Genomic DNA, 12,294 nt, shown 5'->3' with positions numbered 1-12,294 from the left:
TCCTGTCGGACGCGGCCGGACTGCCCCTGGTCGTCGGCGTCTCCGCCGCCAACACCCACGACAGCCAGGGCCTGAAGCCCATGGTGGCCGGTCTCCAATCGAGACACGACCCCCATCGCGGCTGGAACCATAAACCCGGAAAGCTCCACGCCGACAAGGCTTACGACATACCTGACCTGCGTAGATGGCTCCGCGGGAAACGTATCGGCGTCCGCATCGCCCGCAAAGGAATCGAATCGAGCGAACGGCTCGGGCGCCGAAGGTGGGTCAGCGCGCAGCCCGTTCACACACAGGGCTCATAGCGGCCTGTCATTGGGAAGTTTCAGCAGGTGGATGCATACCGTTCTCCATGATCGATTTCACCTACTCGCGCGCATTCCTTCGTCGCCCGTCTTGCGCGCACAACTTTTGTCGGATTGATCACCCTGCGGTACGCGGTGATCAGACCGTCTGTGATCTGGACCGTGTCGAGGGAGTAGACCGTCTGCCGCAGGCGCCTGTTTTGGCCTTCTTCGATGAGTGAAGGTCTTCTTCCCGGTGCGATCATTCGCCTTCGTGCAAGTACACGACCTGCACGTATACCCTCAACTCTCTGCCCAGCACCGCAGTCCAACACCAGACGATCTCGCAGCTGACACTCCCCCGCTGACACCGAACCGACGGATCGCAACCATCCCCGCCGGTGCGGGGAGCAGAGATTGGACTTGCCGCGGGTGCGGGGAGCAGCGGGCGGCATACTGGCCCGTCTTCCGGAGCCGTCAGGTTGATGCGGTCGCGCACGGTCTTGCCGCCGTAGGACTTGCGCAGCCCGTGCGCCGCGATGGCCAGGTCATTAGAGGCTGCGGGCGGTGATGTCGCCCTGGGCGGTGGTCGCATGGATGGTCAGGCCGGGGGTGTCGTCGGTGTTCTTGAGCGTGTTGTTGATCCGGCCGTAGGTGGTGCCGGCGTCCAGGCAGGCGGAGACTCCGCGGGCGGCGCCGATGGTGATGTTGCCGATCTGGGTGTTCAGCGTGAGGGCGCCGCGCACGGCCTCAGTCATGTTCAGGTCGCCCTTCTGGGTGCTGATCTCGCCGGGACCGTTCAGACGGCCGACCGTGATGTCGGCGTCGAGGCCGGTGAGGCGGGCGCTTGTGGCCTCGTCAAGTTTGACCGAGCCGGAGCCGCCGTCGAAGGCGACGTCGCCGAAGCGCCCCACGCCGCGGAGTTCGGCGGCGGCGGCCTTCGCCTCGATGCTGGAGCCGCTGGGCAGTTGGACGGTCACCTCGACGGAGCCGGAAGGGCCAAGGATCCGGTTCTTCGTCTCCGGGGCCCCGATGCGCAGGACACCGTCTCTGTAGGCGATCTGGATCTGCTGCGCCGCCTTCACGTCGCGGTTCTTCGAGGGGTTTGCGGGCAGGACCTCGACGGTGGTGTCGGCCCGGTCTGCTGCGATGAACTGGATACGTCCCGCGGGGATGTCGAGGACGGCCGAGACGGGGGCGGGGGTGTCGAACTTCTGCATCGTGCTCTCCTTCGATCCTTTGTTTCCGATAATGGAAAAGCTACGTTGCGTTCAAGATTTTAGCAACATACCCGCTGCTCAATTTCGATGTTATTGCAGGTGGAAGCCGAGAAATCGTTGCAATGGTTTTGAATCTAATGCAACAACCCTGATCCTTTTCGTTGCAATGAATTGAGGGTGAACGCTACGTGGACACCACAAGGGGCGTCCACGTAGTCCGCACGGCCGACGGCGTGTTCGAGTACGCCGCGGATCACGGACTCGCGTTCTTCCACCGCTGCCTCGTCCAGGTTGCCGACGAAGTCGGCGGCGGTGTCGTTGTCGAAGGGGCCGATGACCGCAGATAGCAGCGCCCCGGACGGGTCCGAGCCGGGCGAGATGAAGCCCCGCAAGAAGGCGGCGAAGAAGACCACGGCAGAGAAGTCTGCCGGCCGGAAGCCGCGCCCAACTCTTCTGGCCGGGTGCGACATGCCGCCCCCGGTGTAATCGGCTCGTTGGTGCGGTTGGCGGTGTCAAGCTGTACGGGTTGATCGCTGTCGTGGGCGGAGCCCGTGCGTACGGGGCGGTGAACGCTGTTCGAGCGGATCGCCCTTCAGTGCCCGATGGATCCGGGGGTGTCGCGGTGTGCGTTGGGTCCAGGCGCTGTGAGCTGGAAGGCGTGGCCGGGGTGTTGAAGGCGCGGGCGCCGAGGGCGCGAGAAGGTGATCCCCATCCTGGCTCGTACCGCCTCGTTCCGGCGCCTGGCGAACACATCGAGGAGACAGTCGCCCAGTGAGTTCCCCGCAGCAACTGGACGAAAGGGATGCAAGCAGCGATGACCGAAGGCGGGCGGAACCCGAGCAGGTTTGGGGTGGACCGGTCGGAGGGGTTTGGCGAGCGGTTGCTGGGTGTGCTGCTGGACCGGGCTCACGAGATGCCTCCGCAGTTGATCGCCCCGCTCGTTGCGGAAGAGGTGGCCAGAGTCGGTGGCCGGGACCTCTCGATCCTCTTGCAGGACTACGAACAAATGCTGCTGGTGCCGCTGCTGGGCCGGCGGCTGACGGCCGGTGACCCCCAACCGGTCGAGGACTCTCCCGCCGGCGAGGCGTTCCTGAGCCGCAAAGCGGTGGAGGTGCCGCAGGACGGCAGTGTGCGGATGTATCTGCCGCTGCTGGACGGCAGTGACCAGATCGGGGCGATGGCCGTCACCCTGGACAGCGTCGATGACGACGACCGGCGGTTGCTGCGCAGACTCGCCGGTTTGGTCGCCGACATGATCGTCACCAAGGATGCCTACACCGACCTGTTCTTCCAGGCACGACGCAGCGCCCCGATGAGCGTGGCCGCGGAGATCCAGTGGTCGTTGCTGCCCCCGCTGTCGATGACTGTTCCGCAGGTTGAGGTGGCCGGAATCCTGGAGCCCGCGTACGACGTGGCCGGCGACAGTTTCGACTACGCCCTCAACGGCGACATCCTTCATGTGGCCATGATCGACGCGATGGGCCACGGGCTGGACGCGGCAACCATGGCAACGGTGGCCATCGGCGCCTATCGCCACACTCGACGGGCCAACACCGGTCTGTCCCAGGTGTATGCGTTCATGGACAAGGCCATCAATGAGCAGTTCGGCCCCGACCACTTCGTCACCGCACAGATGATGTGTCTGAACATCACCACGGGCCGCATTCAATGGGTCAACGCCGGCCACCCGGCACCGCTGCTGATCCGTGACCGCGCCGTGGTGGACCGGCTGGAGAGCCCCACCACATTGCCGGTCGGCTTCGGCGGGGAACAGCCGACAGTCAGCGAGCGGATCCTGGAACCCGGGGACCGGTTGCTGTGCTTCACCGACGGCCTGATCGAGGAGCACCAAGCCGGCGGGGAACAGTTCGGTGAGGAACAACTAATCGAGTGCACCAACCGGATCCTCCGTGACCGCACCGCGGTCAGGTCGGTGGTGCGTGGGCTCTCCCACGCCCTGAAACAGGAACGAGGCGACATCACCAGCGACGACGCGACCATCTTCCTCATCGAGTGGCGGGGCGGCGACGCCGATCATCTCGCCATCCTCGATTGAGCCGACAACCACCCGCCCCGACGGCGCCGATGGGTGAGCCTCTCGGCGCCTGTCTTCCTTGTCGGCACTGTGGACCTTCTGTCGGGCTGCCTGTTCGTTTACGTCATCGCCACCCGATCCGGCCCCCATCCAACCCAGCGTGCCGCCCCCTGGTGGCCCTCGGGGTCGCCATCGCCACGCACGCGACGATCTCCCAGCTCATGTATGGGGGATTCCTCATCGACGTGCACGCGACCATCCGCCAGGTTCGGGGTGGCGCGGAGATCATGTACTACGGCGGTGATATCGCTGAACTGCTGTTGGCAGCGGCCCTTGCGCTCGCAGCACAGAGGCGAACGCCGGGCTCCGGCGATCGAAGAGGGGCTCCAGTGCGTAAAGCCAGTGAAGGTGACGATGGTCGAGGGCCTTGACGAGGTCGCGTTGCCGTCGCGGCGTGGGCTAGGGCCTTTCGTTTGGATCATGCTGGGCTCGCGGGGTCTGGCACCGCACCTCGCCGCGTTGTCGTCGGTCGTCAGGGCTCCGCCATGACTCCCTCCTCCGCCTTGCGATGCACGGCACCAGACCCCGCTCCCTGATCCAGCCTGATCCAAACGAAAGGCCCTAGTCATGCGGCTCGGATGAGTCTGCGCGGTCGAACAGAAGGGCGCCGGAGCCGGAAATGCCGTCAGGAGCGCGGCTCCCTCGGCCGTTGAGAAAGGTGTGCGTCGATGAACAGCGCGGAAGCGGCGCGTGCACGGGTGCTGGCGGAGCTGATCGCTGCGAGTCATCTGATGACTTTGGAGCAGTTGCCTGGCACGGTGGCGTCGCACGCTGCCGGGGTGGGCTGGCCTCAGGTGCTGATCTATCTGACCGATCTGCAACAGGAGCGGCTGTACCTGCTGGCCGGTAACGTTGAGGTCGGCGCCGGTGGCGCCGGCGTGCCGGCCGAGTTGTCCGTTGAAGGGACCGTGGCGGGGCGGGCCTTCCAACTGGGGAAGGTCTTTGCGGCCTCGGCTTCTGCGAAGGGCCAGTGGTGGGTCCCGTTGCTGGACGGCACCGAGCGTCTTGGTGTGCTCCGGGTCGGCGTGCCAGGCGCGCAGGTCGAGGCGGATGAGGATCTGAATAGGCTCGCCGGATTGGTCGCCCTCCTTCTGGTGAGCAAGCGTGACACGAGCGACTCGTACTCCCGGTTGGTCCGCCGCCGGAGGATGGAAGTATCCGCCGAGATGGAATGGCAGCTGATGCCGCCGCGGACTTTCGCCTCCGACCGTGTCTTGATCAGCGCGATCATGGAACCGGCCTACGAAGTCAGCGGAGATGCCTTCGACTACGCCCTGACCGGGGAGACCGTGCATCTGTCTGTCTTCGACGCCATGGGGCACGACACCGCTGCCGGATTGACCGTGAACCTCGCGTTGGCGGCCGCTCGCAATCAGCGCCGCCAGGGCGCTGACCTTCTGCAGACAGCGGAAGGCGTCGGTGAGGTCCTGACCGAGCAATTTGCGGGCAGCCGCTACGCCACGGGCATCCTGGCCGACCTTCACCTGGCCACTGGCGTGCTGACCTGGACGAACTCCGGTCACCCTCCCCCGGTCGTTGTCCGCGGCAACCGTACCGTCGTGCACCTGTCCTGCCCGCCGGCTCCTCCTATGGGAACTGGGCTGGACCAGCCCGGCACCCTACGTCGCGACCAGCTGGAACCCGGGGACCGCCTGCTGCTCTACACCGACGGCATCACCGAAGCGCGCAATCGAGAAGGACAGGAATTCGGCCTCAACGGCCTGACCGACTTCCTCATTCGTCACCACGCCGACGACCTCCCCGTCCCAGAAACCCTGCGTCGGCTGATCGGCCACCACCTGGATTACCACCACGGCCGCCTCAACGACGACGCCACCGTGATGCTCGTGGAGTGGCACGGCCCGACCCCCTACCGGCCCAGCCAGCTGCAGGCACTCGCGGGACTGCCTCCGTCCACCACCCCGGAGACGATCGCCTCCGCGTGGGCCCAACAGCCCGCTGACGACGACGGCGCCTGATTGACGGCGCCAGTACCCGAAGCGGAGGGGGCCAGGTCAAAGGGGGCGGTCCCGAGGGACGAAGCGGGCAGGACGGTGGTGCCGATCCCGAGCGGGACTAGCGACGGCGCGTCCTGCGCCGGCGCAGGGTCCGGCTGAAGCCGCTCTGCTGGGGCGCTCACGGGGCGGGCAGACGTCAAAGGTCATCTCGCCGCCGACCGCAAGTGCCGGCCGTTGCGTTCGTCTTGACCGCGGGACAGGCGGCCGACAGCCCACAGTTCATCCCGGTGCTGGGGAAGATCCGGGTCCGCGGCCCGGTGGGGCGACCTCGCACCAGGCCGGACGCGGCCGCCGGGGACACGGCGTACTCGTCCCGCGGCAACCGCGCCCACCTGCGCAGGCGCGGCATCAAGGCCCTCATCCCGGAGAAACGGGACCAGGCCGCCAACCGGAAGACGAAGGCCTGCAAAGGGGGACGCCCCGTCGACCACGACGCCGAGCTCTACGAGGAGAAGGACACCGTCGAGCACCTGATCAACAAGCTCAAGGCGTGGCGGGGCATCGCGACCCGCTACGACAAGACCCCGGAAAGCTACCTCGCCGGGCTTCACCTGCGTGCCTCGGTGATCTGGATCAAAGACCTCACCCGAACCAGAGCCGAGAGCCACGCAGGTCATCAAGGGACGTAGTTCGTCGGGGTCATGCGTCGATCTGCTCGAAGATGTGCGGATACGACACGATGTCGTCGGGGAACTCGGCCGCCATGCGCTGGAACTCCGGGCTGCCGAACGCCGTGGCGAGCGCCTCGGTCGACTCCCAGACCGCGACGTTCATCAGAAGCTGACTGTCCGCCGTTCCCTTGTGCATCTGCAGGGAGACGAATCCCGGCTGAGCCTTCATGAACTCGGCCTGCCTCCGAAAGAGGGCCAGGAACGGTTCAGTCCTCTCCTTCGGGACGAAGAAGGTGTTGGCCAGGACGATGGGCCCGGTCTTCTCCTTGAACTGCGTGAACATCGGCGTGTGCGGGTCGAGGCTCTGGAACTTGGCCATTTTCGGTGCTTCCTCTCACTATCGGTCAGTGGGTGTCGCTGGGGCCCGCGTCCTGGGGATACCAGCGGAGTTCGAGGGTGTTGGTGTCCGGGTCCTGGATGTAGATGGAGGTGGCGGTGCCGCGGGCACCGAAGCGCTCGACAGGGCCCTCCAGGACGGTGAAGGTGCCGGACTTGATGACCTCGTCCCAGTCGACCGGATGCACGGTGAGGCAGAGGTGGTCGACGTTGGACTCGCCGCGCGGGCCGGCGACCAGATCGATGATGGTCTCCGGGGTAATCCGCACCGACGGGAAGGGGACCTTGCCGGCCCGCCACTCCGCTACGCGCATCGGCTCCAGGCCGAGCAGGTTGGTGTAGAAGTCCAGGGACCGTTCGACATCGGCGACGTTGAGGACCAGGTGGTCGAACGCCTTGACGCGAACCGTAGTGACCATGGAATTTCCCTTCGGGAGGGTGCTGGGGTGATGCCTCTGATGGTCTGCAGCCCGGTGGGCCTCAACAACGCACCATCGACGTAAGGTCGTTGGGCCGTACTCAACGCCGGAGGCACCCTACTGGAGCGCGCGGAGCCGGAGGCTTTCCTGACGCTTGCCGAGGAACTGCACTTCGGACGCACGGCCGAGCGGTTGCGGCTGACGGCCGGGCGGGGGGCCCGCGGGCTCAGGTGAGGGCGGCGACCAGCAGGGTGAAGGCGGCGATGATCACGGCGACGCGGACGTAGTGGAGGCGGTCCCAGCGGTTCATCTGCTGCTTCCAGTCGGCGGGCCGGTTGTCAGGGGTCCATGTCTTGCCCCGGTTGTTGATCGGGACGAGCAGCAGGATCGACATGATCACGCTGAGGATCAACAGCGCGGCGGCGGTGACGATGAGGCCGGTGCCGTGGTGGTGCCATCTGACGATGGCCCAGACCGCGACGAGAATGAGCGAGGTGATGTACCAGGCCGGCATCACGGCGCCGAGCATCCGGCCCCCGTGGGCGCGGCCAAGTTGGCCACTGTCGCCGGGGAGTGCGTTGAGGATCGGATTGATGACGAAGGCGACGGAGAACTCCACCCCCACCATCACGCCGACGACCACGGTGGTGACGACCTCGAGTGCATTGAACATGATGACCCTCTTGCAATCTAGTGTTGCTAGATGATGAGGCAACGCTAGTACTGCTGCCGCTCACTTGTCTAGCGATGCTAGGATCGAATCATGTCGGTACAGGAACGCAAGGAGCGTGAACGGGCGGGCCGCGAGCGCCTCATCGTGGCGACGGCCCGCGAAATCGCCGAGCAGCAGGGCTGGGACGCGGTCACCACGCGTCAGCTCGCCGAGCGCATCGAATACAGCCAGCCCGTCCTCTACAGCCATTTCCGCGGCAAGCGCGAGATCATCGGCGCCGTCGCCCTCGAGGGCGCCGCCGAGATGGCCGCGGCGCTGCGGGCCGCGGCCAGCAGCGCCGCGGACGGCCCGCGCGAGCGGGTCGCCACCCTCGCCCGCACCTACCTCGACTTCGCCGAACGCAACCCGGCGGTCTACGACGCCATGTTCCAGCTCGACGGCGGCCTGGCGTTCGCGGACGAGGACACCCCGGAACCTCTCAAGGACGCCTTCGCCGCGCTGCTGGAGAGCCTGGGCGAGGTCGCCGGGGACGGCGTCCACCCGGGACTGTTCACCGAGGTGTTCTGGGCGTCCCTGCACGGGCTGGCGACTCTGACCCGGGCGGGACGGCTGCCGCCGGAGGACACCGAGCCGAGGGTGGAGCTGCTGGTGGACCGGCTCGCCATGGTCTGACACACCATCCCAGCGGGCACGCAGCCGGGGCCCTCGGGCCCCGCCGCTGCCTGCCTGCGGCATCGCATTTGGTCACTCGCGCCCACACGGCGCAGCCGCGGATCGCCGGGCCCTGTACCCCAGACGGTGACCCGCCCCGGAAGCTGCGATGCTCAAGGTACTTTTTTTCGTGCAGCCGCAGTCTGAGGATCCCGAAGGAGCCGACCCCGCATTTGCCACGGTGTTCGACGGCTCAGTACTACTGCCGGACGGTCGCATCGCCGTCGGCGACGCTGAGCAACTGACCCGGTTCGTATACCGGGTGGGCGACCGAGGCAAGTTCAAGGTGCATGTCGCAGTGGACTCCCCAGGCGCCGACGCTCGCGTCATCGACGTCACGATCATCCGAAGCGTCATCTGATGAGGCTGGTCGCAAGCCGGCAACTCAGCGTTCAGTCATCTCCGCCAGCAAGATCGCAATCTACAGCTGAATTTGCCCCGGCGAGGAGCACGCCCCGAGCGACGGGCGGAATTCAGCGCGTCACCGAAGCGCCTCTGAGGCATCGCATACCTAAGAACTCCTAACAAAAGTGGTGGGCTTGACCTGGTCAGAGGTCGGTGTCGTGCACGAGGCCGCCGGGTAACGGGACGCGGTCAGCCTCGAAATCGCACGCGACAAACCCGGTGACGTCGGCGATCATCCCCGGGATACTGGTCGCCCATGGATGAGGTCGAAGTCGTCGTCGCCCATTCCGAGCGCGCGACTCTGCGCGTCGGCGACGTGTTCTTGAAGGTGGACGCCGATCGGACGCGCATCGACGTCGAGGTCGAGGCGATGTCCCTCGCGCCGGTCCCGACCCCGGAGGTCCTGTGGCGGAAGCCGCCCGTGCTCGCGATCGCCGCACTCCCGGGGACGACGCTTGGACGCCTCGGCGGGCCGTCGACCGGGTCGCCGGCGGCGTGGGCCGCGGCGGGTGCCGCCATCCGGAAGCTGCACGAAGCGCCCCTGCCGCCCCTGACGGGCCGGGCTGGCCGGAGCGTCGTCGCGCTGGCGGCGGAACTCGACGACGAGTGCGAGTTGCTCGTGACGAACGGCGTCCTGCCCGCCGACGTGGTCACCCGCAACCGCCAGGTCGCCGAGGCCGCGCTCCGGCCGTGGACTCCGGCATTCACGCACGGCGACCTGCAGATCGCGCACGTCTTCGTCGACGGCGACGAGGTCACAGGCATCATCGACTGGTCCGAGGCGGGCCAGGGTGATGCCCTGTACGACCTCGCCACCTTCACGCTCGGACACGAGGAGCACCTCGACGACGTCATCGCCGGCTATGGCACCGCCATCGACCTCGACGTGATCCACGCGTGGTGGTCGTTGCGAAGCCTGCTGGCGGTTCGTTGGCTGATCGAGCACGGCTTCGACCCCTCCGCGCCGGGCTGTGAGATCGACGTGCTGAGATCCCGTATGTGAGGCTGCGCGGACCCGACTGCTACGTATGCGTTCTGACGCATCGAGCAGGCCATCCCCTGGGGCGATCGCCCGCCCCTACTCTCGACAAAGTGCGGTGCGCAGTCGTCGCCAGCAGATGATGGCGCAGCCAAGGGCGACGAACGCGTGGGGGATGTCGTCGCGGATCTCGCAGCGGATACGCAAGCGGCGGAAGCAGTGCAGCAGCGCGATCGCTCCTTCCACGACCCAGCGGTACACGCCCAGGCCGGAGCCGTGCCCGGTGCCGCGCCGGGCGATGTGCGGGGTGATCTGGAACCGGCGGACCTTGTCCCGGTAGACCTCGTGGTCATAGCCGCGATCGGCGTACAGGTGCTCGGGGCGGCGCAGTGGCCGGCCGCGCTCACCGAGATGCATAAAGGATTCATATAAATCTGCTATGCTTCAGGCATGAGTCGCCGAGACGCCGCGCACGGCGCTTCCGATGCCATCGGGTCAGCCCTCTACGGTCTGGCCACCAGAGCCGTGAGACGCCTTCCCCGCGACATGAGCCTGACGTCCGCCGCCACCTTGGCCACCCTGGACAAGACCGGCCCGCGACGGATCACCGATCTGGCGGTGACCGAGGGCGTCACCCAGCCCGCGATTACCGTCCTGGTCCGGGTGATGGAGGAATCCGGGCTGGTCGAGCGGAAGGGCGACCCGTCCGACAAGCGGGTCACGCTGGTGTGCCTGACCGAGGCCGGCGCGTCGTACGTCCGGACGCGACGCCAGGCGGGCGTCGACGCGTACGCGCGGTTGATCGACGAACTCACCGGTGACGAGGTCGAGGCCTTGGCAGCAGCCCTTCCGGCGCTGCTGCATCTGGCGGAGCTCGAAAGTCACGCCCGAGAGGAGTCGGACCGGTGACCGCGGCCCAGGCTCATGACCAGCCCATGAGCACTGCCCTGATACGTTCCGAGGCACGTCTGCTGGTCCCCGCCCTGATGTTCATCGCCCTTGTCGTGGCGGCGGTCGCCAGCCTCGGGACGCCGCTCATCACCAGCGTGGCGACCACGTTCCACGTCTCCCTCGACAGCGCGCAGTGGACGCTGACCATCGCCCTGCTCAGCGGCGCCGTCGCCACACCCGTACTCGGCCGGCTCGGAGCCGGTCCGCACCGGCGGGCCACGATTCTCGCCACGCTGGCGATCGTCGTCGTCGGCAGCGCGCTCACCGTGCTGCCGCTGCCGTTCGCCTGGCTGCTCGTGGGCAGAGCGGCCCAAGGCGTCGGACTCGGTCTCACGGCGCTGATGATGGGCGTGGCCCGCGACCATCTTCCCGAGGAGCGCAGCGCGGCCACGATCGCCCTGATCTCAGTGGTCTCCATCATCGGAGCCGGCGTCGGCTACCCGCTGGCCGCGCTGCTCGCCGAGTTCGGCGGACTGCGGGCCGCCTACGGCCTCGGCCTGCTCGTCACCGCCATCGCCTTCGTGACCGCGTGGCGCTCCATGCCCGCAGCTCCCGAAGGCCGCTCCGCTCACGTGAACGTGGCCGGTGCGCTCGTCCTGGCGGGTGGACTGCTCCTCGTCCTGTTCCTGGCCGGCGAGAGGAGCCTGTGGAGCCGACACCTCGCCGTGGCGGTGACCCTTGCCGTCGCCGCCGTACTCCTGCTCTGCGTCTGGACCGTTTCCGAACTGCGAACCAAGACGCCCCTGGTCGACGTCCGGGCGGTACGGCACCCGGCGGTCGCCGGGGCGAACATCGCCATGTTCGTCGGCGGGAGCGGCATGTACCTCCTGCTCACGCTCATCACCCGCTACGCGCAGACGCCGCACAGCGCCGGCTACGGCTTCGGACTGACCACCTTCGTGGCGGGGCTGGTCCTCATCCCGTTCTCCGTGCTGGGGTTCGTCGCCGGCAAGCTCACGCCGCGGGTCCGCGAACGGATTGACGGCCCCCTGCTCCTGGCCGGCAGCGCCGCCATCGTCGGCGGCGGGTTCGTCCTGTTCGCCACCGCCCGGTCCAACCTGGCCGAACTGCTCGCGGCCATGAGCGTGCTGGGCTTCGGCGTCGGCAGCTTCTCGGCCGCCATGCCCGGCGTCATCCTGGCCGTCACCCCCAAGAGCGAGACGTCGAGCGCCATGAGCTTCAACTACGTCGTCCGCAGCGTCGGGTACTCCCTGGGCAGCGCCATCGGCGGTCTGGTCCTGGCCGCCGGCACCGCCACGGGCCGCCTCTTCCCGAACGACGACGCCTACACGACCGCGGCGCTGGTCGGCGTCGCCGCGATGGCGATCACGACGATGGCCAGCCTCGCCCTCGCCCGCCGACGCTCACCCGAGACCAATCCGATCACAGCCCCAGTCGGTGTGCCGGGCCTGGGCCGGTCGAGTCGAACCGGAAGCTGAGGATCGAAGCCGTCCGACTTCGACGCCGTCTTCGTCGGCTCGCTGACCCACAGCGCGCCGGCCATGGATCCGAGCATGCTTCTGATCATCAATTCC

The 12,294-nt window shown here is 67.3% G+C and carries 12 protein-coding genes and 5 pseudogenes; 11 read left to right on the top strand and 6 right to left on the bottom strand.

Features of this window, described 5'->3' with window-relative positions:
- A pseudogene (locus ACFVXE_RS37620) lies at positions 1 to 269 on the top strand (transposase); the annotation flags it as partial.
- Positions 270 to 832: 563 nt separating this feature from the next.
- Here the strand turns inward: ACFVXE_RS37620 and ACFVXE_RS37615 are convergent.
- Positions 833 to 1,501 (bottom strand): DUF4097 family beta strand repeat-containing protein, encoded by a 669-nt coding sequence (locus tag ACFVXE_RS37615; RefSeq protein ID WP_389678160.1) that lies wholly within the window; start codon positions 1,499 to 1,501, stop codon positions 833 to 835.
- Positions 1,502 to 1,635: 134 nt separating this feature from the next.
- Positions 1,636 to 1,914, bottom strand: a complete 279-nt coding sequence (locus tag ACFVXE_RS37610; protein WP_389678158.1) for a DUF4259 domain-containing protein — start codon at positions 1,912 to 1,914, stop codon at positions 1,636 to 1,638.
- A gap of 401 nt (positions 1,915 to 2,315) precedes the next feature.
- On the opposite strand from ACFVXE_RS37610, the gene ACFVXE_RS37605 reads away from it, so the two are divergent.
- From ACFVXE_RS37605 to ACFVXE_RS37590, 4 genes and pseudogenes are all read left to right on the top strand, one after another.
- On the top strand, positions 2,316 to 3,557 hold the full coding sequence (locus ACFVXE_RS37605; protein WP_389678156.1) for a PP2C family protein-serine/threonine phosphatase: 1,242 nt from the start codon (positions 2,316 to 2,318) through the stop codon (positions 3,555 to 3,557).
- 75 nt (positions 3,558 to 3,632) lie between these two features.
- Positions 3,633 to 3,967 (top strand): annotated as a pseudogene (locus tag ACFVXE_RS37600) (cytochrome c oxidase assembly protein); the annotation flags it as partial.
- 297 nt (positions 3,968 to 4,264) lie between these two features.
- The gene (locus ACFVXE_RS37595) at positions 4,265 to 5,575 is read left to right on the top strand and encodes a PP2C family protein-serine/threonine phosphatase (RefSeq protein ID WP_389678155.1); all 1,311 of its coding nucleotides are present in this window, start codon (positions 4,265 to 4,267) and stop codon (positions 5,573 to 5,575) included.
- 101 nt (positions 5,576 to 5,676) lie between these two features.
- Positions 5,677 to 6,243 (top strand): annotated as a pseudogene (locus ACFVXE_RS37590) (IS5 family transposase); the annotation flags it as partial.
- Positions 6,244 to 6,253: 10 nt separating this feature from the next.
- Here the strand turns inward: ACFVXE_RS37590 and ACFVXE_RS37585 are convergent.
- Positions 6,254 to 6,604, bottom strand: a complete 351-nt coding sequence (locus tag ACFVXE_RS37585; RefSeq protein WP_389678153.1) for an antibiotic biosynthesis monooxygenase family protein — start codon at positions 6,602 to 6,604, stop codon at positions 6,254 to 6,256.
- Positions 6,605 to 6,629: 25 nt separating this feature from the next.
- A complete protein-coding gene (locus ACFVXE_RS37580; protein WP_389678152.1) occupies positions 6,630 to 7,040 on the bottom strand; it encodes a VOC family protein in 411 nt (136 codons plus the stop codon).
- Between the two features lie 120 nt (positions 7,041 to 7,160).
- On the opposite strand from ACFVXE_RS37580, the pseudogene ACFVXE_RS37575 reads away from it, so the two are divergent.
- Positions 7,161 to 7,271 (top strand): annotated as a pseudogene (locus ACFVXE_RS37575) (LysR family transcriptional regulator); the annotation flags it as partial.
- Here the strand turns inward: ACFVXE_RS37575 and ACFVXE_RS37570 are convergent.
- Positions 7,267 to 7,713: an anthrone oxygenase family protein gene (locus tag ACFVXE_RS37570; protein WP_389678150.1), complete on the bottom strand. Its 447-nt coding sequence runs from the start codon at positions 7,711 to 7,713 to the stop codon at positions 7,267 to 7,269. The pseudogene ACFVXE_RS37575 and the gene ACFVXE_RS37570 sit on opposite strands and share 5 nt — an antisense overlap.
- Positions 7,714 to 7,803: 90 nt before the next feature.
- Between ACFVXE_RS37570 and ACFVXE_RS37565 the strand changes: the two genes are divergently transcribed.
- The 3 genes from ACFVXE_RS37565 (at position 7,804) to ACFVXE_RS37555 (ending at position 9,832) form a co-directional block, all read left to right on the top strand.
- A complete protein-coding gene (locus ACFVXE_RS37565) occupies positions 7,804 to 8,385 on the top strand; it encodes a TetR/AcrR family transcriptional regulator (protein ID WP_389678149.1) in 582 nt (193 codons plus the stop codon).
- Positions 8,386 to 8,533: 148 nt separating this feature from the next.
- Positions 8,534 to 8,785, top strand: a complete 252-nt coding sequence (locus ACFVXE_RS37560; protein ID WP_389678147.1) for a hypothetical protein — start codon at positions 8,534 to 8,536, stop codon at positions 8,783 to 8,785.
- 300 nt (positions 8,786 to 9,085) lie between these two features.
- The gene (locus tag ACFVXE_RS37555; RefSeq protein WP_389678145.1) at positions 9,086 to 9,832 is read left to right on the top strand and encodes a phosphotransferase family protein; all 747 of its coding nucleotides are present in this window, start codon (positions 9,086 to 9,088) and stop codon (positions 9,830 to 9,832) included.
- A gap of 75 nt (positions 9,833 to 9,907) precedes the next feature.
- Here ACFVXE_RS37555 and ACFVXE_RS37550 read toward each other — a convergent pair.
- Positions 9,908 to 10,216 (bottom strand): annotated as a pseudogene (locus tag ACFVXE_RS37550) (IS5/IS1182 family transposase); the annotation flags it as partial.
- 42 nt (positions 10,217 to 10,258) lie between these two features.
- Here ACFVXE_RS37550 and ACFVXE_RS37545 point away from each other — a divergent pair.
- Together ACFVXE_RS37545 and ACFVXE_RS37540 are read left to right on the top strand one after the other, a co-directional pair.
- The gene (locus ACFVXE_RS37545) at positions 10,259 to 10,717 is read left to right on the top strand and encodes a MarR family winged helix-turn-helix transcriptional regulator (RefSeq protein ID WP_389678143.1); all 459 of its coding nucleotides are present in this window, start codon (positions 10,259 to 10,261) and stop codon (positions 10,715 to 10,717) included.
- 26 nt (positions 10,718 to 10,743) lie between these two features.
- Complete coding sequence (locus tag ACFVXE_RS37540; RefSeq protein WP_389678141.1) at positions 10,744 to 12,198, top strand: MFS transporter; 1,455 nt, start codon at positions 10,744 to 10,746, stop codon at positions 12,196 to 12,198.
- Positions 12,199 to 12,294: the final 96 nt, after the last annotated feature.

Origin of the sequence: Streptomyces sp. NPDC058231 (assembly GCF_042882275.1) — a bacterium.
Classification (GTDB): Bacteria; Actinomycetota; Actinomycetes; order Streptomycetales; family Streptomycetaceae; genus Streptomyces.
This window is presented reverse-complemented; position numbering and strand designations above follow the sequence as displayed.

Excerpts from the sequence above, each read along its gene's own strand:
- ACFVXE_RS37615 (WP_389678160.1), bottom strand. The coding sequence starts at position 1,501 with ATGCAGAAGTTCGACACCCCCGCCCCCGTCTCGGCCGTCCTCGACATC.
- ACFVXE_RS37605 (WP_389678156.1), top strand. The coding sequence starts at position 2,316 with ATGACCGAAGGCGGGCGGAACCCGAGCAGGTTTGGGGTGGACCGGTCG.
- ACFVXE_RS37595 (WP_389678155.1), top strand. The coding sequence starts at position 4,265 with ATGAACAGCGCGGAAGCGGCGCGTGCACGGGTGCTGGCGGAGCTGATC.
- ACFVXE_RS37585 (WP_389678153.1), bottom strand. The coding sequence starts at position 6,604 with ATGGCCAAGTTCCAGAGCCTCGACCCGCACACGCCGATGTTCACGCAG.
- ACFVXE_RS37580 (WP_389678152.1), bottom strand. The coding sequence starts at position 7,040 with ATGGTCACTACGGTTCGCGTCAAGGCGTTCGACCACCTGGTCCTCAAC.
- ACFVXE_RS37570 (WP_389678150.1), bottom strand. The coding sequence starts at position 7,713 with ATGTTCAATGCACTCGAGGTCGTCACCACCGTGGTCGTCGGCGTGATG.
- ACFVXE_RS37565 (WP_389678149.1), top strand. The coding sequence starts at position 7,804 with ATGTCGGTACAGGAACGCAAGGAGCGTGAACGGGCGGGCCGCGAGCGC.
- ACFVXE_RS37560 (WP_389678147.1), top strand. The coding sequence starts at position 8,534 with ATGCTCAAGGTACTTTTTTTCGTGCAGCCGCAGTCTGAGGATCCCGAA.
- ACFVXE_RS37555 (WP_389678145.1), top strand. The coding sequence starts at position 9,086 with ATGGATGAGGTCGAAGTCGTCGTCGCCCATTCCGAGCGCGCGACTCTG.
- ACFVXE_RS37545 (WP_389678143.1), top strand. The coding sequence starts at position 10,259 with ATGAGTCGCCGAGACGCCGCGCACGGCGCTTCCGATGCCATCGGGTCA.
- ACFVXE_RS37540 (WP_389678141.1), top strand. The coding sequence starts at position 10,744 with ATGAGCACTGCCCTGATACGTTCCGAGGCACGTCTGCTGGTCCCCGCC.